Origin of the sequence: Okeania sp. SIO3B5 (genome assembly GCF_010692555.1) — a bacterium.
In the GTDB taxonomy this organism is placed as follows: Bacteria; Cyanobacteriota; Cyanobacteriia; order Cyanobacteriales; family Microcoleaceae; genus Okeania.
In genome coordinates this window covers 1-21,175 of record NZ_JAAHHG010000143.1, presented here as the reverse complement: position 1 = coordinate 21,175, position 21,175 = coordinate 1, and the positions used below count along the sequence as shown (strand labels likewise).

The following is a 21,175-nucleotide window of genomic DNA, read 5'->3' as shown; positions in this document are numbered from 1 at the left end:
TTCAAATAAAGCCGTTGCCGCTGTATTTGTACCGATTTTGCCCATAGCGATCGCCACTTGTTGACAAACTTCAAAATTAATATCCCACAGTAAAGGTTGTAGCAACTTCACCACACCTAATTCTTCGTCTAATTTAGCATAAGCACTCAACCCTATTACTGCTTCTTTTCTGACTTGAGCTACTGTATCTTTTAAGGCCGAAATTAAAACCAAAGGCAACCTAGAATCATAATAATTACTCAAGGCAGTAATGGCATTTTTTCTAACTTCATAATTGCTGTCTTTTACTACAGTTAATAATGGTGTTATGGTACTAGGAGAATTAATTTTAGCCAAAGCTTTTGTTGCTAATAATCGTGAATCCGGCTTTGCCAATAAATCTGTTAAAATATCAACTGCTGAATCTCCTAAAACTGCCAAAGTATCTGCTGCTATTTCTTGTAAATCTTCCGCCTCTGAACTAATAATTACATTTTTCAGAGCTTCTCGAACTTCCTCACTGTTAAAATCTGCCAATATCCGAGCTACAAACCAACGTTTTTCTAGGTCTAAATCCTCATCTTGAACCATTTCAATTAATGGAGCGATCGCTGGTTTACCAATCTGTTTAAATAGTTTATAAATATCCCATCTTTCTTGAAAATCCCCATTTTGCAGAACTGTTATTGCTAGGTCTATCGCTATATCTAAATCGGCATTTTCTAACAAATCAACACGAGTTTTTTGAGATGCTAATAAAAATTGCTGTAAATACTGATTAACTAAAGACCAATTTTTTTCTTGGCTAGCTGTTTTTGCTTGTTCGAGAATATTTGACATAACTGAATAATTTTTTAAATATTAAGCTTAAGATATAGCAATAGACATCTTCAGAAAAGAGGGAATAGGGAACAGGGAACAGGGAACAAGGAACAGGGATAAATAATACTATTCTCAAAACTTTTTCTACATTTTGTTGAGTAGAAAAGTAGGGGAGTGGGTAGGGACGTTGCATAAGGGCGTCCGTACAGGGAGGGAACCCACCCCTAGCCCCTCCCAGGAGGGGAAGTAAACATAAGAATAATTAACATTAACTTAGCTAAAATTAGCATGCAAAGTGATTTAGCTTGTGCTGATTAGTTGACAACTGAAGTATTGCCAAAGCATAGCACTAATGCATGGGAATTGGTATAATTGATAATTTTATAGATAAAAAGGGAACAGGGAACAGGAAAAAATATAGCAATGAGCGCTGGTATATTTACAAATTGCAGGAGGGGCTAAATAGCTAAAATCTTATATTATCGGCAATTTATTCCCCCTATTGCCAGATGAGCTGTTGCCTGCGCACAGGGCTATAATTGATAATTTATAGATAAGAACTGATTTGATTTTTAATTCTCACACCTATGTCTAATCGAAAGAAAGGGCGCGGATATATCAAAAGCTTATATGAAATACTAAAATTTTTGCTACAAACTTCCTTCTTCCTTCTGCTATATCAGGTATTAAGTCAAAAGTTAATAGTGCTAGATGAATTATCTTTTTTCCTATCATACCAATTTGAAAAAAGAATGTTACGAATAATAAGAGCAATTAAAATACTTTATAGAAGATGCCTCATGGACTAAAAAAATAAATTTAGACCTAAAAACTGTCATTAAAACCATTCTCATACGATTCCTGACTCCTGACTCCTAAGAAATATCCTAGTGCAGGATGGCGGAAATAACTGACCAGTTACAAAATCCTAAAACAATTGCAAATCAATACTTTTGACTTTTAACTTTTGACTTTTAACTTCCGCGTAGCGGCACTAGCTATTTGTAGCAAACATTTATCAATTTGGTATCATTTAGCAAATAATTAAGTTTTAAAGCCTCTCCTTTAAAGAAGAAAAAAGAAAAAAATTTTCCTTTTAATCAATTCTCTTCTTTTCAGGGAGAGGTAATAATGAATAATTAATTATTCATTATTCATTATTCATTATTCATTATTCATTATTCATTATTCATTATTCATTGTTGAACACCGATCTAATCTTGAAAATGTTTGATAATTGCATCAGCAAACTCAGAACATTTCAAAGCTGCCACAGGTGGTTCCATTAATCTTGCCAAATCATAAGTTACTTCACCATTAGAAATAGCAAGCTCAAGACCTTTTTTAATCAGATCGGCAGCTTCTTGCCAACCCATATATTCCAACATCATTACCCCAGAAAGAATCAAAGAACCAGGATTAACTCTATCTAAACCTGCGTGTTTTGGTGCAGTGCCATGGGTAGCCTCAAAAATAGCACATTCATCACCAATATTAGCACCAGGCCCCATACCTAAACCACCAACAATAGCAGCAGCAGCATCAGATAAATAATCCCCATTCAAATTCATAGTTGCCAGTATAGAATACTCCCCTGGTCTAGTTTGAATTTGTTGGAAAATACTATCAGCAATACGGTCATTTACCATAATTTTATCTTGCCATTTTCTATCCCCATGACTATCCCAAATAGCTCCTAATACATCCTCAACTTCTTGGCAAATTTCAGCTTTTTTTTCTGGTGTTAAAGCATCATAACCAGGGTCAATTTTTCGAGCATTTTCTTCACTACTAATATTAGGATTTTCTTCCTTATTAGAAAGAATCCAAGATTCTCTTTCCGTTACACATTCAGTCCGAAATTCAGTAGTTGCTAATTCATAACCCCAGTCACGAAATGCCCCCTCGGTGTACTTCATAATATTACCCTTATGCACCAAAGTTACCATTTGTTTTGACTTGGGTAAACGTAAAGCATTTTGGATGGCACGTTTGACTAACCGTTGCGAACCAGTTTTACTAATAGGTTTAATACCAATACCTGAGTCGAGGCGAATTTGCTTTTTGCCATGTTCGGGAGTACCAGGAATTAAGTCTTTGTTTAAAATGTCAATTAACTTACTAGCAATATCAGTACCCTCGCGCCATTCTATTCCTAGATAAATATCTTCAGTATTTTCCCGATAAATAATGACATCTAATTTTTCCGGACTTTTGTGTGGAGAAGGGGTACCCGTGTAATATCTACAAGGACGAACACAAGCATATAAATCGTTAATTTGACGCAATGCCACATTTAGGGAGCGAATACCCCCACCGATGGGAGTTGTCAAAGGACCCTTAATGGCAATACCATATTCTTTAATAGCATTGAGAGTATCTTCCGGCAAATATTGGAAAGTGCCATATTTTTCACAAGCTTCGTCACCAGCGTAAACCTTAAACCAATTGATTTTGCGTTTATCTCCATAGGCAGTGGCGATCGCCACGTCAAAGACTTTTTGAGATGCTGGCCATAAATCTACCCCAGTACCATCGCCCCGAATAAATGGGATAATGGGGTCATCTGGAACATTAGGTTGGCCGTTGCTGAAAGTGACTTTAGATCCTGTGGTTGGGGGAGTTATTTTTTCGTACATAGATAATTTAGGCTACAATACATTCCTTTGTGTCCAAATTATCAATGTATAATGTATAATGATATATTTTGAAATATATCTATGATTTTTTTATAATTTAAGTTGAAGTTAAGAAGGAAGAGGGAAGAGGCAAGAAGGAAGAAGGTAAGAAAGAGTTTAATTATTTTGGTAGGTTTTTGATGGATAACAGTAGCATAAGTAGCAGAATTTTTACGAAGATAATATATCTCAAAAAATCTATCCCTAAAAAACTGTTTATTAAATCAGGTTATTATGGTTGATTTTAGTATTTTATTATTAACTCAAGGTTTTAATTCAGCTCTAAAAATAGCAGAAATAACTGGTTTCATAGAATCTTCAAATGTCAAAATAGAAAAATTGATAAACACGGGTGCATCTCATAGCAAGCAAAAATACTTTTTTCCTATATATTCCCTGTTCCCTGTTCCCTAAAAGCGATAAATTTTTGGCTTTATTCACGCATTGAGATGCACCCATAAACACAGAGTTAAATTCAGGTCTTCAACACTTACAAAATAGTGAAAGAGCTGGAAATTTTGAGCGAAAGAAATTTTTTGTAGATGAAGCATACAAGTGTTTTACAAATGCTCTGAAGATGGAAAAAAATGAACGATTATTTTTGGCATATCTTGGGTATATTTATTGTCTTGGCTGTATGAATGAAAGAGAAAATCTGAAAGATGCCCTCAAAGAGTTTTCATGTAAACATTTCCAAGTGAATTTTTGGAGTTCTATAAATTTAAAAAAAGATGTTATTGATGTTTTTGTTTACGAGTTACGACAATACTTATTTTTCAACCTCTTTAAATTGTTTAAATTGAAAAACTGGAAACTATTTGTAGAAGCATTTTTACTTTCTATTAAATTCTTTCCTGTCTTATTTCTTGAATATTTTGATCCTCAGTATCGTAGACTGAAACATAGATATACAAAAAATAAAAATGTAGAAACACTTAATGAACTTGAAAACAGAATAATTTTTTTTTTAAAACGAAGAATTGCACATAGAGAGATAATTGGATTTTTTGAAAAATCAGAAACAAAACTAGCAAAAGATACAATTAAAGACTCAAGAAAAGTTCTAATTTTAATAGAAAAGCAAATGTCGATATTTAGATTACAAAAAGATGCTTACAATTATGCCAATGAACTATAAGTAATCACCTAAGTAGTAGGGTGTGTTTCGGCTAAGAGCCGACATGAAAAGCGCTAGCGTAACGCACCACAACCTATTTACATTTTTATTTTTATTTGTTTTTGTTATCAAAAAAAACAAGGGGATCGCTTGTTATTAATGTTCCTTAATTTCGATTCTCTTAAAAATAATTTTATTCAATCCCTTTTGACACTACTAGAGGTGCGTTACATTTCATTAACGCACCCTACTCTTCTACTCTTCTGTGCTGTATCATATTTTAACTTCTAACTTATGACTTCATTACTCACTCCATTCAATAAAAGTTGTTTCTACTTTAGCTCCTGGGGAAACATTACCTTTAAAAGATGCTACTTTCCCCGGTTCAACTGTACTAGGTTCAGCATAAATAAACCCATTATCAATGATATTACCAGCATCATCTAATACCTGATAATTTACTTTAATTTGTTTCACAGTTTTACAGCTTTGATTAGCAACTTTACCAGTTAAAAAATCACCATCATAGTTAACATTACTAATCGGTATCTCTGTAGCTTTAACTTTCTCTGATTCTGATTTACAGCTAACTTTTTTACCTTCATCAATAGCTTCTCGATCGCCACAGAGATTAACTAAATTAATAATTTTCCCCTCCGTAGTTTCCATATAACAAATTGGGTTATCAAACTCAGAATTTTGAGCAAATATATTCACCTTATGACTCTGTAATAATTGACGATCAACTCCCCCGTGTAACAATGGTATTAATATAGTAAAATAGAAGTATTTCATAGTAACTATTAGACATTTTTGAATAAAGATATAGACTTTTTGTAAAAGTAGGGAATAGGCAATAGCGAAGATACAGCGGATTCCACTTTGGTGAGATACACCCATCGCGGGCAAGATGCCCGCACTTCCATTCATTTAATTGTTATAGCAATGTGCGCTAGCTTATGTACAAATGATAAGAACAGTTCAATAGCTAAAAGCTTATATTATCGGTTTTTTATTCCCCTCCTGGGAGGGGGAGGGGCGAGGGGTGGGTTGCCTGTTGCCTGCGCAAAGCGCTATACCTTTTAAACCTAAATCTTGTAAAATCTCCATAGCAGCTATTTCACCAGTCTGACAACCACCTTCCATATAACCTTGATTTTCTAGAAAAGATGTATGCTCCCCAGCAAAAAATATATTACCAACTCGCTGCCTTTCTACACCATAAAACTTTGTCCACTCCCCCGGTTTGTAACATAAATAAGAACCACGAGCATAAACTTCTTCTGGCCAATAACTACGGATTGTCCGATCTGGCATGGAAATATTACTAATACCAGGAAAAACCTGTTCGAGTTGGGAATTCAATTTTTGAGCATGAATTTCAGGACTACCAGCTCCTATTGCTAAACCTTCAGTACCACCAACAAATTGTGTAATCAAACCCATACCTGGATGATAACGACTTTCAGCAGTTTCCCAAGTGCTTTGAAACCCTAAATCTAAATAAACATTAGCTGTAGAGTTGTAGCGAGTACGCCAAATTTTCTCTTGATAAGTAGTAGTTAACTTAGAATTTGTTCCATAGCTAGCAGTATCTATAGATAACTTTTTCAAAGGTGGCAAATCTACATTAAGCTGAACTTGTCGTAACAAAGTTAAGGGTAATGTTAGCAAAATTCTCTCATAAGTACGCTCAAAAGTACTGTTCTCCGACCTTAATACCACTCGATACCGACCATCAGAAAGATAATTTATCGCTTCTAATATTGTTCCCGTCTCAATGGAATTAGAGATTAAATTTGCCAACTTTTGGGGTATCAGTTCATTACCTCCCTGTACATAAAAAAGTTGCTCGGTAACACCAATAATGCCAAATTTACCTAGTTGAGCACCTATTATATAGATTAAATTGAGACTAGACTGCTCTTCCATATTTAGACCGTAGTAAGTTTCGTAAGCAGCTTTGACTAGCTCGCGAATTGCTGGTGTAGTTTGAGGAATTTGGTCTAAATATTCGGCAATTGAGATATTATCTAGTTCTACTGCTGCCGGAATTTTTGTAGTATAGTCTTTAAAATTAGCGATCGCCTCAAAATCTCTGTTAATCTGCTCTGCAATTGGTGCAAAGTCTGTGGTAATTTCTGCTAATGAAACCTTGCGACCTCCAAAAAAGTAAGTCTCTTGTGTTTCCAAATTTTCATCGACTGCGTGCAAATCTACAAGATGCAATCCTAATTCCTCAATCAAACTGCGCAGATAAATATGTTCGGCGTAGATAAATTCCCCACCAAGTTCAACAGCAAATGGAGTACCTAATGCTTTTTGGCGAGTTCGGATTCTACCTCCTACCCGGTTACTAGCTTCAATCACATTTACTGGAACTCCCGCTTGAGTTAGACGATAAGCAGCAGTTAATCCGGCAATTCCTGCTCCTACTATTAATACTGGAGTTGTTTGAGCCATTGTCCTTTCTCCACCCTTGGACAAAAGGGAAACTTTAAATTTTTGAGCTAAGTCTAAACCACCTTTTAATAAGCAACTGCAAGGATTCTGAAATTTCCTAGCTTTAGCTTCTTTTACTATTCCTAATAATTCATCACTAGGAATACCAGTTTGTATTGACATTCTGGCAATAGTATGAGCGCGACTTAGTATTGTCATTACGGAAGATTTAGTCATTTTTGAGGTCTCATTATCACAGGACTTATATCATGCGCCGTTCTACTAAACTTACCCAAACTTACCCATACACGTTCGCATAGGTTTTGGAGCTAGCTTCCTGCTTCTGTGAGAACCACTGACCGCAGTCTGTAAATTATTCTCTCCACAGGCTTAAAATCGCTTGGAACTCAAGCTACTGATTCACATAGTTTTTCAGGTTGACAGCAGCGTTAAAATCTCTATCAGCTTCAAAACTGCATTCACTACACTCATAATTTCTCAAGTGCAACGGCATTTTCTGTTGATGCCCACAGTTTGAACATATTTGAGAACTTGGATAATATCTATCAGCTATGACTAATTCACTGCTGTACCATTCACATTTGTATGTAAGTTGACGCTTGAATTCATAAAATCCACAATCAGCACCCACCCCCATCCCCTCCCGGGAGGGGAGCTAGAGGGGTGGGTTACGATTCTTGAGCATTCCACTTACATTCAAATCTTCAATTACTATGGTGCTGTGGTTTTTAGCTAACCATGAAGTGAGTTTATGTAGTGCATCTGCTCTAATATCAGCTACTGCTTGGTGCGCGTTCCGCAAGCGAGCTGACGTCGTCGCGGGGTCGCATCCGCTTTTTTGTGAAGTTTGGCTAGTTTTTTTACTGCTTTGCGTCTGTTTTTGGTTTGCGTAACATTCCGCAGGAAACCAATAACTTTTTTGCTGACTGCACGTTGATGACGAACTAATCTTTTTTTTGCTTTCCTGTAGGCTTTGACGTTAGCAAATTTACTGCCATCAGAACAGGTTGCTAAAGTATTTATGCCAATATCTACACCAATAGTTTCTCCAATTTTTTCTGTTGGAACTGGTTCAATATCATATTTAAAACTGATGTGCCAACTATCTGCTTTTTTTGTTAGCGAAGCTCCTCTGAAAGAGGCTATTCTGACATTTTTTACTTGTACTGAAGGTAAGATTTCATAAGTTTTTACTATTCCTATTCTAGGTAATTGTATGTAGTTTCCTTGTAAAATCTTAATACTTCCTTCTAAGTAAAAGCTGTCTTTTCTGCCTTTTTTTTTAAAGACTGGAAATCCACGTTCAGGAATAGTTAGAAAGTTTTTAAATGCCCTCTCTAAATCTCTTAATGCTTGCTGTGGGGCACATTTAGATACCTCATAATACCAAGGATTAATTGATTTTACTTCGGCTACTAAACGTTTATGCAGGGTGATGGCGCTTGGGCGTTTTTTAGTTTCTTCGTACTCTTTTATGCAAGTTGCTAATCCCCAGTTATAAGCATGACGAGCTACTCCTGCGTGTTTAGCAAGTATTGTTTTTTGCTGATTGTTAAGTTTGAGCTTAGTCTTAAAAGATTTCATGATTATTGTTTTTGTTGGCACTAAGGGCGCAGTTCTGCTGTTTCATATATAGTTAATTAAGTTAGACATAAATCTAGTATACCACAGTAAATGTCTAAATTATTACTTAATAACTGAAGTCGCATTGGAAGTATAGCATTATTTTTGGGAATTGGTATTACTTTAGTGGCAAACGCCGCCTTTTGCGAACACCATTAGCTCTAGGTCCTTGTCTTTTGCCACTACGACGATCTTGTTGTAAAGACTGCTTAATCCTCAGCGCCTCAACAGCAGGAGCTAAACCCAAATCTTCTAAAATTTCCATCGCAGCTATTTCACCACTCTCACAAGCACCCTCCATGTAACCAGAAAAATCTAAGGAAGTGTGTTCGCCAGCAAAAAATAAATTGCCTACCCTCTCGCCTTCAACACCAAAAAATTGAACATATTGCCCTGGTCGATAACAAGTATATGAACCCTGAGTATATAATTCTCCTGGCCAGTAAGTCCGGACTGCCCGACCAATGCGATCGCTACTTATTCCCGGATATACCAAATCAAGCTCTGGTAAAAAGCGTTGTGCGTGGTTTTCTGGAGTCCCGCTACCTAAAACTACCCCTAAATTTCCGCCAGCCAAAAATTCCAGTACACCCTCTGTAGTTGGACTTGTTGGAGCAACTTCTCGGGTATTTTGAAACTCTAAATCTACATAAGTTTCCCCACTTGAACCAAACCGAGTGCGCCAAACTGGACTATTAAAAGCTATATGTAACTTAGAATTGGTACCAAAACCGTAATTATCAATAGCAAATCTTTTGACTGGTGGTAGATCGACATTGAGTTCAACTTGACTGAGTACCGGAAAAGGTATAGTTAACAAAATTCTTTCATAAGTACGGTCAAAAGTTCTTTCTCCAGACCTCAAACTCACTCTATAACTACCATCTGATAAAGTTGTTATTGCTTCTAGAACTGTGCTAGTTTCAATGGAACCTTGTAAAAGATTAGCCAGACCATTAATAATTTGACTATTACCACCAATAATTCGATAACGTTCGTCACTAGAACCATATAATTCAAATGTATTGGGTTCAGTGCCAATAACATATATTAGATTCAAACTCGACTGTTCGTTAGCATCCAAACCAAAGAAAGCATTGTAAGCTACTTCCAGCATCTGTCGTAAAGTAGTGCTAGTGGGAATAGTTTCTAGATATTCAGTAATTGAGAGATTATCTATATCTGCAGTAGGTTGATCAAAAGTCGTATAATCTTCAAAATTATCAATTGCTATCAGAGTCTCATCTATTCTTTCGGCAACAGGAGCAAAATCATTAATAATTTCTTCTATGGGAATAATTCTACCGTCAGCAAAGTAGATTTCTGGCGTTAATCCCTCCTCACCAGCTACCAGATCCAATTCTGTCAATCCCAGCTCTGCTGCTAAGTCACGAATGCAAACGTGTTCAGAGTCAATATAAGCAGCTCCTAACTCAGCATCAATAGTCGTTCCAGCTATTTTAGAGATACTTCTAACTCGACCTCCTAATCTATTTCTGGCTTCAATTACATTTACTGGCACCCCCGCCTCAGTGAGACGGTAAGCTGCAGTTAGTCCCGCAATTCCAGCACCTACTATTAATACTGGCGTTTGTTGAGCCATTGCTCGTTGTCCACCCTTCAAGAAATTAGAAGCTGCTATTGTTCCAGCAAACCCTAAACCACCTTGTAATAAGCGACGGCGAGTAGTCCGAAATTTATTACTTTGAGCTTCTCTTACCATGCCTAACAATTCATCACTGGGAATGCCAGTTTTTTTCGACATTCTGGCAATACCATAAGCGCGACGTAACATTGTCATTAAAGAAGATTTACTCATAATTAATGTCCCTTAATTTTTAAGTATAAATTTTGAATTTAAAGCATACATAAATCAATGATTGTAGTAAGATAACATTGCTTAGGTTGCAATGTAAACTCAATTTTTTTTTAAGAAATGTTAACTATTGAAACTCTGTTTGATGAAGGATTTTATTTATTTCAAAACCCCGATGTTGTAGATGAAATTGCTGCGGGTAATTTCAGTAGTGGATTGGAACATTTTGTGAATGTTGGTCAATTTGAAAATCGCGACCCTAATGCTTTATTTGATACTAGCTTTTATCTTGAAATTAATACTGGTGTAGCTACTGCTATTGAAGCAGGTAGTCTGACGGCAGTGGAACATTTTATTAGGTTTGGTCAATTTGAATCCCGTGACCCTAGTCCTTTCTTTAATACTGCTTTTTATACCTCTAATCCTGAATTAGCTACAGCATTAGAATCAGCAGAATTAACACCTTTTGAACATTATGTTAGGTTTGGTCAATTTGAAAATCGTGACCCTAGTTTTTTGTTTGATACAGATTTTTATATTGGTCAAAATCAGGATGTAGTGGAGCTATTAAATAATGGTACATTTGCCAGTGCAATTCAACATTATATTTTAGTTGGTTTGCCAGAAAATCGTTTGAGTACGCCTCCAGATTTTAGAGATAATTTGTTAAATATTACTGGTGATTTTGGTGTTTTGGGTAGTGCAGAAGCTAGTAATTTTGTCGGAGATGGAAATCCGGTTGATATTTATAGTTTTATTTTGAATACTCCTAGTAGTTTAGATGTTGTATTAACTGGTTTAGTTGGGGATGCAGATGTGGAGTTAATTGAGGATATTAATAATAATGGAGTGGCAGAAACTTTAGAGGTTTTTGCTGAGTCAAGAAATGCTGGTACTGCTGATGAAATAATAGATATTGATTTCTTAGCAGAAGGTAATTACTTTGTCCGAGTTTCTGAGTTTAGCGGTAATACAAATTATTCTTTGTCTTTAGAAGCTAATTTGTAAGCATTTAGCTGTCAGCTATCAGCTATTGTTTTTTTGCACGTTCAAAGCTTTATCCCCGCCCTTAAAAGCGGGTATTCTAAGTCATAATTAAGTTTAAAAATATTAGCTTTTAAGTTATGAGTAAAAATTATCAAACTTCTGATTTCCAAGCAATAAGTAATAGAAATAGTAGAAAAATTTTCTTTGCAAGATCGAGAAATTATCCTTGATATTCTGAAAAACCGTTTGTCTCAAGAGAGAAGAAAACAATTAGGAGAAGAAATTGCTGAAGTTAGACAGGATTATCAAAAAAGAAAGGTTAAGTTTGGGAAAGTAGGTGATTTTTTAGCAGCTTTGGATGAAGATTTATGAAAGTTGCTTGGAATGCTAAATCTTTGCGTTCTTTTAAATATCTCGGAGGTACTGATAACTGATAACTGTTAACGTTTGCGTAGCATTCCGTAGGAAAGTTCCGACCATAGGAAGCTAACTGTTAGCGTAGCTCCTCCGGAGGAGGCTAACTGAAATAACCCTCTTAGGTTAAAATGGGGAAGCAAAGATATGTATGTAGATTTAGGAGCAGAGAAATTATTAATAGCAGAAAAAAATCAACAAAAAATAGCTGTAGAAATTAAAATTTTTGCTTCTATCTCTGAAGTCAGTGCTTTAGAAAACGCATTAGGACAATATTTGTTATATCGTTCTGTTATCAGAATAACAGAGCCAGATAGAAAGCTTTATTTAGCAATTCCTAGTTTTATTTATACCGATATTTTTGAAGAATCTTTAGGTAAAATAATTATAGAATATTATCAATTATTATTACTAATTCTTGATATTAATTTGGAGGAAATTATTGAATGGATACTATAACTGAATACCGTGATATTATCCAAAGAATTATTCTATCTTATACAGAAATCCCTTATGTTGATGAAAATATTAAATTTGAAACAGTTTTTGATACTAAACAGAATCGTTATTTATTAATGATAGTAGGTAGGGAAAAAATAAATTCTCAATATTCAGCAACAAAAAGAGTCCATGGTTGTTTAATTCATGTAGATATTTTGGATGATAAAATTTGGATTCAACGAGATGGAACAGAAGAAGGTATTGCTAGGGATTTCTTAGATGCTGGTATTACTAAAGATAAAATTGTTTTAGCATTTTACGATCCTCAAATTCGAGAAGAAACAGGTTTTGCTGTTAATTAGAAGAAAATTCGTATCTAATAAATAGCTAGTCATTATTAATAAATTATTTCCCTTTTTAAAGCATAATTTGGCAATTATGGGCTATTTTGGGGATGATTGTCCGCTCAATTTTTCCAAGCCTCTGCTCGTTGTTTTGGCATCCTTGGGTCAGGTTTGACTAGAGTCCAGTAGGGTGCTGAAGCGCGATAGCGTAACGCACCAGCAACATCAAAAATGGTGCGTTACGCTCCACTTTGTTCCGCTTTTCATGTTGCGCAGCAAAACGCACCCTACTGGACTTTAGCTCAATTACCAAAACCATTAAATTTATGGGTTGTCAATTTTGCAGCACCATTTCAACCAGAAACTCAAAATTGTATATTTAATCCTGAATCTAAATCCAGAATTTCCGGTTATTATTTCCGAATGTATCAATGCCAGTAGATGGGGAACGGGCAAGATGCCCATTCCACAAAACTATGAGAAGGGGATGAAAAAGCGGTCGAGAGATGGCGAGGTCCCCTCGCCATATCTAATCGACCAAGAGAAAATCAAGTTCAATATTTCAATCCCAATACTTTCCTAGGTCATGCTGCGCAAACAGGCAGAGAGAGGTACTGATAACTGATATCATGTCCGGTAGCATCGGAGCGTGTATAAAATCAAGGTGACACTCTTGAGAAAACCTTCTGCCTGCTGCCTCCTGCCTCCTGCCTTCGGACAACCATTGTCTAATTATTCAACCGGACATGATATGATAACTGATAACTGATAACTGAAATGACGCCTAATCATTATCTTTAATAGTTCCTAAACCCGAACGATTATCTGGGTCTATTTCTGCATTTTGAGCATTCCTTAATTGTACCCAAAAATATTCCTGTTCTTCAACTTTTGTGTCACCAAGAACAGGTACTTGAATAACCTTTTTTGTCTCACCAGGTTGAAATGTTATCGTACCCGATCTCGATCTATAGTCTGACCCATTGATAGCTGTACTATCATTAGTTTGATAATCTACCTCTACTTCCCTCCGACTTTCTTGGTCTAGAGTTACTTCAAACTTAGCTGTCCTTTTAAAATTATCACCTTCAGTGACTGTAGCATCACTAATAGAAATAGCTGTCAAATCATCATTTTTAATAGTTGCGACACCTCTACCATCGGCAATAGTAGCATTTTGGGGTTTCCTAAGTTTGACAACAAATCTCTCATCCAATTCATCAACAGTATCTCCCAAAACTGGTACAACAATTTGTTTTGTGGTTTCACCTGGTTTGAAAGTAATAGTGCGATTACGACGTCGATAATCTGAACCTGCTCTAGCTCCACGATTTACGGTAACCAAATTAACTCTCACTGTCTCGTCACTAGGTTCGCTGAGATTGATTGTAAACTTCGGTCTCTGTACTCCACTATTACCCTCATTTACAGTAATATCATTGATAGTAATTTCTGGTTGAGTTGGTTGATCATACAAAATCTTCATCCGCTTTCCTGCTTGAACTGCATAATAATTAGAAACAGTAATTGAACCATTTTCTTCACCTAGATCGAGAATTAAATCGTTATTCTTTTTACTTCTTTTGACCTGGGAGCTACTATATTCTGACAAGTCTAAAATATCCTTTTGATTTGTCTTGGCAATCTTATCATTTCCGGTATATTCTCCTGGTGCATAACCGCCAAACTTATTAGCAGCACCATTAGCATAAATTAAATCATTTCCAGCAGAGTTAATCACATTTTCGATAACTGTACTATAAGCGATCGCCGTACCAGAAGTAGAAGTCTTATATTTCTTGCCACTGGTGTCCTGAAATGCAATATATTCATGTTTATTGTAAGCGTCAGCAGTAGTAATTAACCCACCTGTTCTTAAATCTATGCGGTAATCAAAAGTAAAACCTTCTAATTCTAAAGCGGGAAGTTTCGATACATCGATAGTATCAAAACCACCCCCATCCCAAAGCGTTAGTTTTGTTTCGGTGTCAGGACTGCCTAAATACTGATTACCATCAGAAAATCCATAAACACTATCAAATGAATAGGTTGTATTGCTGGAATTAAAGTTGTTATTTCTACCATATAAATATTGTAAACTTTGAATATCATAAGTCATTGGTGTCGTGGAATATTGATTGAAACCACCCAAACCAACGTAGGTCATCATGGTATTAGTATTGTTATCTTGAGCATAAGACAAGAAAGGACCCTGTTCTCCAGAACTATAATTACCAGGATGTTTTAAACCTAAAGCATGACCTATTTCATGGGCGATAGTTATATAACCATAACTTCCACGAACATCCTCATATTCGTGTTGATAAACAGATGATAAATGTATATCTCCATCAATAGGATTTTCTGTTGTACCTGGTGGTTGGTATGCATAACCACGAGATCCACCTGCTAATGGTCCATCGGATAACATTATGCGTATTTGACCGTAGTTATCTGCTGTATCTGCTACTTCTTGAAATGTGACATCTATATATTGTTCAAAGAGATCAAAAATCTCTGTGACATTTTTTTTAATCGGGTCAGTTACTGGTAATGGATTTTCTGTTCCATAGTATGAATCAGTTCCTTGCTTTGAGGGAAAGCTATAAGTAATTACTTTTTCTTCTGTTGTATCCCAACGGGTTTGAGCTAATAAACCATTGATTTTTGGGTTATTAGATAATAGTGATACTTTTTGAGGGACAATTTTATCAAAAACACTATCAAAACTGCCATTGCCAAGACTATTTTCTAAATTTGATTGGTTATCTTGATGGTTTGATGTTTGATGACCACCTCCACAAATATGACAATGAGAAAAGGAGGAAGTTTCTAGTTGATTGACTACAAATTCATCTTGGTCTAAGGAACGAATTTCATAAAATTCATCTGGTTTTTCTGGGTCTGAGTAGTCTAGTCTAATTTCTCCTAAAATATTATTTTCATCTTTACTGCTAATCAAAGTAACTTGACTATTTTCGACTCCTATTACTTTACCTGTTCGTACCCAGTCTTGTTGATTTGGTGAAGATTTTACTTTATCAAGTTGAACGTCTAGGGTAACATCTGAAAATAAGTTTAGTCTGATGGTTTTTTCAGATTTATCTGTGTTATCTAGAAGATTAAAGTCTAATTCAACTTGTCGCTGACGAGTTATAGGTGAATTTTCAAAGTTTATTTTTACTCCTCCTTTTGGAGAAACTTCATTAAATAGTAAAGGAGGTTCTTGACTAATAGATGTTCCAACCAGTTGTTCTCCTTCTTCTAGTCCTGTTAGAGGATCTTTTGTGGTTTTACTAGCAGACCTCAAGGCAACAGAGTTCTGTGTTGGTTCTGTAGTAATAATTTCTGGTCCTGTGAATAAAAAATCATCTAACTCTGTTTCATATTTCTGGATAGGAAAGGCAGTTTCTAAATCTGATTCATAATTATCAAAGTTTGTAGTTCTTTCGCCAGTTGATAAGATGCTTTCTTCTGGAATCAGAGAAGATTGAAGATTTTTTTCATTCCCTAAATTATTCAATATTGAGTCGCGGTCGTTGCTATCAGCAAAAAGTGATCCTAACATTATTGGTTTGCCTCTTTAAAAAAATATATTTATTCCTTTATACTCTTAATTATTCATTTAGTCCTCAGTGTTATCAGAAATAATTTTAATTTATTTTAGAAAAATTTATACTGATGATTTTGGTAAGGCTTGAATTTGGACTATTAAACATTGAAAACTATTCCCTGGCAATTCTAAATTATAGCTACATCGCTCCTTTTCAACCATAAACTCAAAATTTTATATTTAATCCTGAATCTAAATCCAGAGTTTCTGGTTGTTATTTCCAAAAGTATCAATGCCATTTCAGTTATCAGAAAGAAGGAGGAATTCAATAATTGACAATTGATAATGGATAATTGATAATTACGTCTCCCTAAAAGGAAGAGGATTGAATAAAAGAAAAATTTTTCTTATTTCTCCTTTAAAGGAGAGGATTTTTACCTTAATTCTTCGGAAAGAAGGAATAAAGACTTTAGTTACCCAGAAGAGAATATGAGATTCGTAGCAAACATTGATGAAATAATAGCAATATTTTTTCGATTTTGGTAAAATAGAAAAATTAACTGTTCAACGGTGTATTACGGTGCAGCATAATATCTGATAGGTAAAAAATTATGGCAATAACTAATTTAATTAAGACAATAGCAGTTAATATTCCCAAAGAAATTAACCTGAAAATTACTCACGAACAATTTCTGAAGTTAGCACTGGTTAACCGAGATTTACAACTAGAAAGAACAGCTACAGGGGAATTAATTATTATGGCACCGACAGGAAGTGATACTGGCAGACAAAATTTAGGGATTGAAGCTCTATTATGGTTATGGAACCGTCGCACAAAGTTAGGAGTAGCTTTTAATTCTTCTAGTGGTTTTCATCTGCCTAATGGTAGCGATCGCTCTCCTGATGCTGCCTGGGCAAAATAGGAAAGATGGGATAGTTTAACTAGGGAATAACAGGAAAATTTTGCGCCTTTATGCCCCGATTTTGTAGTAGAATTACGTTCTAAAAATGATACTATTTTAGAGTTGCAAAAAAAGATGAAATAGTATCAGTCAAATCACGGAATTCAAAAGTCATGCATTCAAAAGTCAAAAGTAAGATTTTATAGCTCAACACTTTGATGCTTCAGTAATTTCAGCAAATTATTCGACCTCTAAAGTTTGAAACTATTTGTAAGATTCTTTTTTCAAATTGGTATTAAAAAATAATTAAGCTAAATAATTTTCCTTAGCTTAATTCTCCTTTATTAATTTTCAGGTAATTCTCCAAAGCGATCGCGATAACGAGACAATAAAGATTCCAATTCTTTGGCTCGTTTTTCTGCTTCGTACTTTGCCAAAACTTCCTGACTTAAAGCTTCTCGTAATTCATCAGAAATTACCAATTTTTCTCCCGTATCTTCCCGATAAAATCTTATCAATTTATCCTCAACTTCTAAACGTAATCCTAAAGGTTCGCTCCGACCATCTGTAATTAATTTATAATTTGTTTCTCCCAGACGATACCCTTGCAATTTTTCTTCTATCCATTCACCTTTGGGGTCAAATAACCAACATTCCTGTACTTTTAATTGTTCATAAAATACTTTTTTAAAACCCTCATCATCTCTGCGGGTATTTTCAGTTGTCACTTCAAAAATAACCGCCGGAATTTTAAGTTCTTCAAAAAGAAGATAACTATCTCTTCCCCCTGGTTCAATATCAAAAACTACCATCACATCGGGAACAGTTCGTAACTTAGGATAACCATTGGAAAAATATAAAAATTGTCTGCTGAATACATTGGCTTTTTGACCTTTTAAATATTCTTTCAAAGTTTCAAAAATAGTTGCAACAGCGTATAAATGATCGTAACTTTCACCTACAGTTTTTTCATCCTCATTAGGATAAAATACTTCTTTTTTTTCAGTTACAGGTTGAGTCTCTGGAGTTGTTTGATTTTCTGGTTTTTCGATTACAGGTTGATTGTCTGAAGTTGTTTGATTTTCTGATGTCATAGTTTTATATACAAGAGTAATAAATGTTTGTTAACAGTGGTAGGGATGTTGCATGAAACGTCCGTATAGAATGACGAAATTATACATCATTTGTAGGGGTTAACGGCCGTTAACCCTTAACCTAATTCTTTTCTGTCAATTTTCAGGTAATTCTCCAAAGCGATCGCGATAACGAGACAATAAAGATTCTAATTCTTCAGCTCGTTGACGTTCTACTTCAGATCGTTGACTTTCTAATTCAACTTGTTTTTCTGCTTCTTCAGCACGTTGACGTTCTAATTCAGCTCTTTGACGTTCTGCTTCAGCTCGTTTTTCTGCTTCTTGCCGTGCCCCAATTTCCTGATTCAAAGCTTCTCGTAATTCATCAGGAATTAACAATTTTTCTCCTGTATCTTCTCGATAAAATCCGATTAATTTATCCTCTACTTCTAACCGTAATTTTAAAGGTTCGCTCCTACCATCTGTGATTAATTCATAAACTTTTCTTCTCAGACGATACCCTTGTAATTTCTCTTTTATCCATTCTCCTCTCGGGTCAAATAACCGTAAGCATTCAGCCGTCAGCTATCAGCTATCAGCTATGAATTATTAACTCATTATCTTGGAAGAAGGAATTAGTCGTCAAGGAGAATTAAAAGTTATGAATGAAATATTTCTGTCAGCTAACCTTAGTCTTTGCTTGACTCTTTAAAAAGCTGATAGCTGAATGCTAATAGCTGAATGCTTACAAATAACCAATATTCTTTCACTCCTAATTGTTCGTATAATCCTTTTTTAAAATCTTGGTCTACTCCTTTTGTTCCCGGAGAAGTCATTTCAAAAATTACTACCGGAGTTTGACCTTCTTGCCATATTTTATAGTTATCTCTTCCTCCTGGTTTCACATCAAAAATTACCATCACATCAGGAGCTACTCGCAAACTTGGAAACTTCTGAGAATAAAACAAAAATTGGTCGCTTAATACTGTTGCTTGCCGACCTTTTAAATATTGTTTAATTACTTCTAGGGTTGTCAGAATAGCATATAAATGGTCGTAGGTTTCAGCCAAAGGTTCTCCGTCTTCAGTAGGGTAAAATATTTCGATTTCGTCTTTTTCAGCTATAGGTGGATTAGCTGTGATTTTTTGACTTTCTGATATTATCATTATTTTATTTGATAATTAAGGTGCTTGGTTGCATTTCCCTTTTTTCCTAACTATTATATTATATAATTATTAGGCTAAGATAACTAAAAAGCAGACATTGCTCAATGTTTTTCGTGCAACATCTGGACATTGAAAGCTCAGTCATAGATTGCTTCTGACTTCTCTATAATGCACCGTTTACCAAAAAATTATGGTTTAAAGCCTCCCCCTTTTAAGGGGATAATAAAGAAAAATTTTCCTGTCTCGTCAATCCTCTTCTTTTAAAGGAGAGGTAATTATTAATTATTAATTGTTGAACAACTTGTTATGAGTTATTGCATAAATCCTCAATGTTCTAATCCTCAAAATAATGGCACTCCTTTATTTTGTAAAAGTTGTGGTTCCCAACTGTTGCTACAAGACATTTATCGAGTCATTCGGCCTCTCGGTGGCGGTGGTTTTGGTAAAACATTTGAAGTGGAAGATTGTGGTACTCCCAAAGTGTTAAAAGTTCTGCATAATAATCATCCGAAAGCAGTTGAATTATTTCGACAAGAAGCTGAAGTTTTAAGTAGTTTAAATCATCCCGGTATTCCTAGAGTTGAAGCTGACAGTTATTTCACTTTTCAACCTAGAAATAATCAAGAATATTTGCATTGTTTGATAATGGAAAAAATTGAGGGGATGGATTTAGAAAAATATATGCAGCAACGCAACTTTGAACCTATTTCTCAAAAAGCAGCATTTAGATGGTTGAAACAGTTGATAGAAATTTTGCATGAAGTTCATCAACAGGAATATTTTCATAGAGATATTAAGCCGTCGAATATTATGATTAGAGAAAATGGTCAGTTAGTATTAATTGATTTTGGTACAGCTAGAGAAGTTACTCAAAGTTATCTACAACAATTAGCAGGGAAACAAGTAACAGGAGTTATTTCTCCTGGTTATACACCATTGGAACAAGTGAATGGAAAAGCTGTGCAGCAATCTGATTTTTTTGCTTTGGGGAGAACTTTTGTTTATTTATTAACAGGTAAGCATCCTAATAATTTTTCTGAAGACTCTAACACGGGGGATTTAATTTGGAGAAATAGTGTTGAGGTATCAAATGATTTGGGTGATTTTATAGATTATTTAATGAAGCCTTTTCCAGGGCATAGACCTCAAAAAACACAAGATATTTTTAAATATTTAAACAATATAAATGAGAAAAAAAAGAGTTCTGGTGTGCCTAAACCTAATCAGAAACAACAACAATCAACAGTAGTTTCTTATGCTCCTGAATATGCAGGATTTTTTAGGCGTTTTTTTGCTTGGGTTTTGGATAATATTATTCTGATAATTGTAACTGGATTATTAGGTACAATCATCGTATATGACTCTTCAATATATTTTACTTTTGAATGGTTGATAAGTTATGTACCTTTCAGTATAACCACAGGAATTTTCGGTATTACTTGGTTAATTTTAAAAGACTTAGGTTATAGAATGTTTGAAGATTTATCATTTTTTGGTATAAGGGCTTTAACCTTGATATTATTCACTCCTATACTAAAATGGTTTTATTTTACGCGACTTGAAAGTTCACCAAGAAAAGCAACTTTTGGAAAAAAAATAATGGGAATTATCGTCACAGACTTAAATGGAAATCCCATATCATTTGCTCGTGCTAATGGAAGGTATTTCGCCTTTCCCTGCCTGATTTTTGATAGGAAGAGCACGGGTCAAAATCCAACGTATTTCTCCATTGGGCAGCATAATACGATATTCTTGTTTTTCTTCTACTTCCGTGGAATTTGCTAAAGCTTCCACTAC

At 35.1% G+C, this 21,175-nt stretch carries 18 protein-coding genes and 3 pseudogenes; 9 read left to right on the top strand and 12 right to left on the bottom strand.

All coding sequences use genetic code 11. The features are described from left to right. Both F6K54_RS19685 and F6K54_RS19680 read right to left on the bottom strand, forming a co-directional pair. On the bottom strand, positions 1-819 hold an 819-nt coding region (locus F6K54_RS19685; protein ID WP_293080774.1), incomplete at its 3' end, for a HEAT repeat domain-containing protein. Between the two features lie 1,196 nt (positions 820-2,015). Next, positions 2,016-3,440 carry an NADP-dependent isocitrate dehydrogenase gene (locus F6K54_RS19680; protein WP_293080771.1) on the bottom strand — a complete coding sequence of 475 codons (1,425 nt, stop codon included), beginning with the start codon at positions 3,438-3,440 and terminating at the stop codon, positions 2,016-2,018. A gap of 273 nt (positions 3,441-3,713) precedes the next feature. Here F6K54_RS19680 and F6K54_RS19675 point away from each other — a divergent pair, with 273 nt between their 5' ends. Beyond that, the gene (locus F6K54_RS19675) at positions 3,714-3,893 is read left to right on the top strand and encodes a hypothetical protein (RefSeq protein WP_293080768.1); all 180 of its coding nucleotides are present in this window, start codon (positions 3,714-3,716) and stop codon (positions 3,891-3,893) included. Between the two features lie 163 nt (positions 3,894-4,056). Then, positions 4,057-4,617: a hypothetical protein gene (locus F6K54_RS19670; RefSeq protein ID WP_293080765.1), complete on the top strand. Its 561-nt coding sequence runs from the start codon at positions 4,057-4,059 to the stop codon at positions 4,615-4,617. A gap of 282 nt (positions 4,618-4,899) precedes the next feature. Here F6K54_RS19670 and F6K54_RS19665 read toward each other — a convergent pair whose 3' ends face one another. The 6 genes and pseudogenes from F6K54_RS19665 to F6K54_RS19640 form a co-directional block, all read right to left on the bottom strand. After that, positions 4,900-5,391 (bottom strand): FxLYD domain-containing protein, encoded by a 492-nt coding sequence (locus F6K54_RS19665; RefSeq protein ID WP_293080762.1) that lies wholly within the window; start codon positions 5,389-5,391, stop codon positions 4,900-4,902. A 201-nt stretch (positions 5,392-5,592) separates the two neighbouring features. Further along, positions 5,593-7,275 carry an NAD(P)/FAD-dependent oxidoreductase gene (locus tag F6K54_RS19660; RefSeq protein ID WP_293080759.1) on the bottom strand — a complete coding sequence of 561 codons (1,683 nt, stop codon included), beginning with the start codon at positions 7,273-7,275 and terminating at the stop codon, positions 5,593-5,595. A gap of 175 nt (positions 7,276-7,450) precedes the next feature. Continuing rightward, a complete protein-coding gene (locus tag F6K54_RS19655; protein ID WP_293080756.1) occupies positions 7,451-7,696 on the bottom strand; it encodes a zinc ribbon domain-containing protein in 246 nt (81 codons plus the stop codon). Between the two features lie 18 nt (positions 7,697-7,714). Further along, positions 7,715-8,008, bottom strand: a complete 294-nt coding sequence (locus tag F6K54_RS19650) for a transposase (protein ID WP_293080780.1) — start codon at positions 8,006-8,008, stop codon at positions 7,715-7,717. Beyond that, positions 7,951-8,643 (bottom strand): annotated as a pseudogene (locus F6K54_RS19645) (RNA-guided endonuclease InsQ/TnpB family protein); the annotation flags it as partial. The gene F6K54_RS19650 and the pseudogene F6K54_RS19645, both read right to left, overlap by 58 nt. Positions 8,644-8,800: 157 nt before the next feature. Continuing rightward, positions 8,801-10,501 (bottom strand): flavin monoamine oxidase family protein, encoded by a 1,701-nt coding sequence (locus F6K54_RS19640; protein ID WP_293080754.1) that lies wholly within the window; start codon positions 10,499-10,501, stop codon positions 8,801-8,803. Positions 10,502-10,618: 117 nt separating this feature from the next. Here F6K54_RS19640 and F6K54_RS19635 point away from each other — a divergent pair, with 117 nt between their 5' ends. The 5 genes and pseudogenes from F6K54_RS19635 (at position 10,619) to F6K54_RS19615 (ending at position 13,125) form a co-directional block, all read left to right on the top strand. Beyond that, complete coding sequence (locus F6K54_RS19635) at positions 10,619-11,506, top strand: PPC domain-containing protein (protein WP_293080751.1); 888 nt, start codon at positions 10,619-10,621, stop codon at positions 11,504-11,506. A 183-nt stretch (positions 11,507-11,689) separates the two neighbouring features. After that, positions 11,690-11,857, top strand: a complete 168-nt coding sequence (locus tag F6K54_RS19630) for a hypothetical protein (protein ID WP_293080748.1) — start codon at positions 11,690-11,692, stop codon at positions 11,855-11,857. A gap of 165 nt (positions 11,858-12,022) precedes the next feature. Next, positions 12,023-12,358: pseudogene (locus tag F6K54_RS19625) on the top strand (element excision factor XisH family protein); the annotation flags it as partial. Beyond that, positions 12,346-12,702, top strand: coding sequence for a XisI protein (locus tag F6K54_RS19620; RefSeq protein WP_293080745.1), 357 nt, complete (start codon positions 12,346-12,348; stop codon positions 12,700-12,702). The pseudogene F6K54_RS19625 and the gene F6K54_RS19620, both read left to right, overlap by 13 nt. Positions 12,703-12,915: 213 nt before the next feature. After that, positions 12,916-13,125, top strand: a complete 210-nt coding sequence (locus tag F6K54_RS19615; RefSeq protein WP_293080743.1) for a hypothetical protein — start codon at positions 12,916-12,918, stop codon at positions 13,123-13,125. A gap of 343 nt (positions 13,126-13,468) precedes the next feature. Here the strand turns inward: F6K54_RS19615 and F6K54_RS19610 are convergent, their stop codons facing one another. Further along, positions 13,469-16,252, bottom strand: a complete 2,784-nt coding sequence (locus tag F6K54_RS19610) for a Calx-beta domain-containing protein (protein ID WP_293080740.1) — start codon at positions 16,250-16,252, stop codon at positions 13,469-13,471. A gap of 596 nt (positions 16,253-16,848) precedes the next feature. Between F6K54_RS19610 and F6K54_RS19605 the strand changes: the two genes are divergently transcribed. Continuing rightward, positions 16,849-17,160, top strand: coding sequence for a Uma2 family endonuclease (locus tag F6K54_RS19605; RefSeq protein ID WP_293080737.1), 312 nt, complete (start codon positions 16,849-16,851; stop codon positions 17,158-17,160). A 323-nt stretch (positions 17,161-17,483) separates the two neighbouring features. Here the strand turns inward: F6K54_RS19605 and F6K54_RS19600 are convergent, their stop codons facing one another. The 3 genes and pseudogenes from F6K54_RS19600 to F6K54_RS19590 all read right to left on the bottom strand — a co-directional run. Further along, positions 17,484-18,233, bottom strand: a complete 750-nt coding sequence (locus tag F6K54_RS19600) for a Uma2 family endonuclease (RefSeq protein ID WP_293080734.1) — start codon at positions 18,231-18,233, stop codon at positions 17,484-17,486. Positions 18,234-18,368: 135 nt separating this feature from the next. Further along, entirely contained in the window at positions 18,369-18,611 is a 243-nt protein-coding gene (locus F6K54_RS43810) for a hypothetical protein (RefSeq protein ID WP_375341982.1), read from the bottom strand. A gap of 350 nt (positions 18,612-18,961) precedes the next feature. Further along, positions 18,962-19,378 (bottom strand): annotated as a pseudogene (locus F6K54_RS19590) (Uma2 family endonuclease); the annotation flags it as partial. 306 nt (positions 19,379-19,684) lie between these two features. Between F6K54_RS19590 and F6K54_RS43020 the strand changes: the two are divergent. Then, complete coding sequence (locus tag F6K54_RS43020; protein WP_366558175.1) at positions 19,685-21,163, top strand: protein kinase; 1,479 nt, start codon at positions 19,685-19,687, stop codon at positions 21,161-21,163. Positions 21,164-21,175 lie beyond the last annotated feature (12 nt).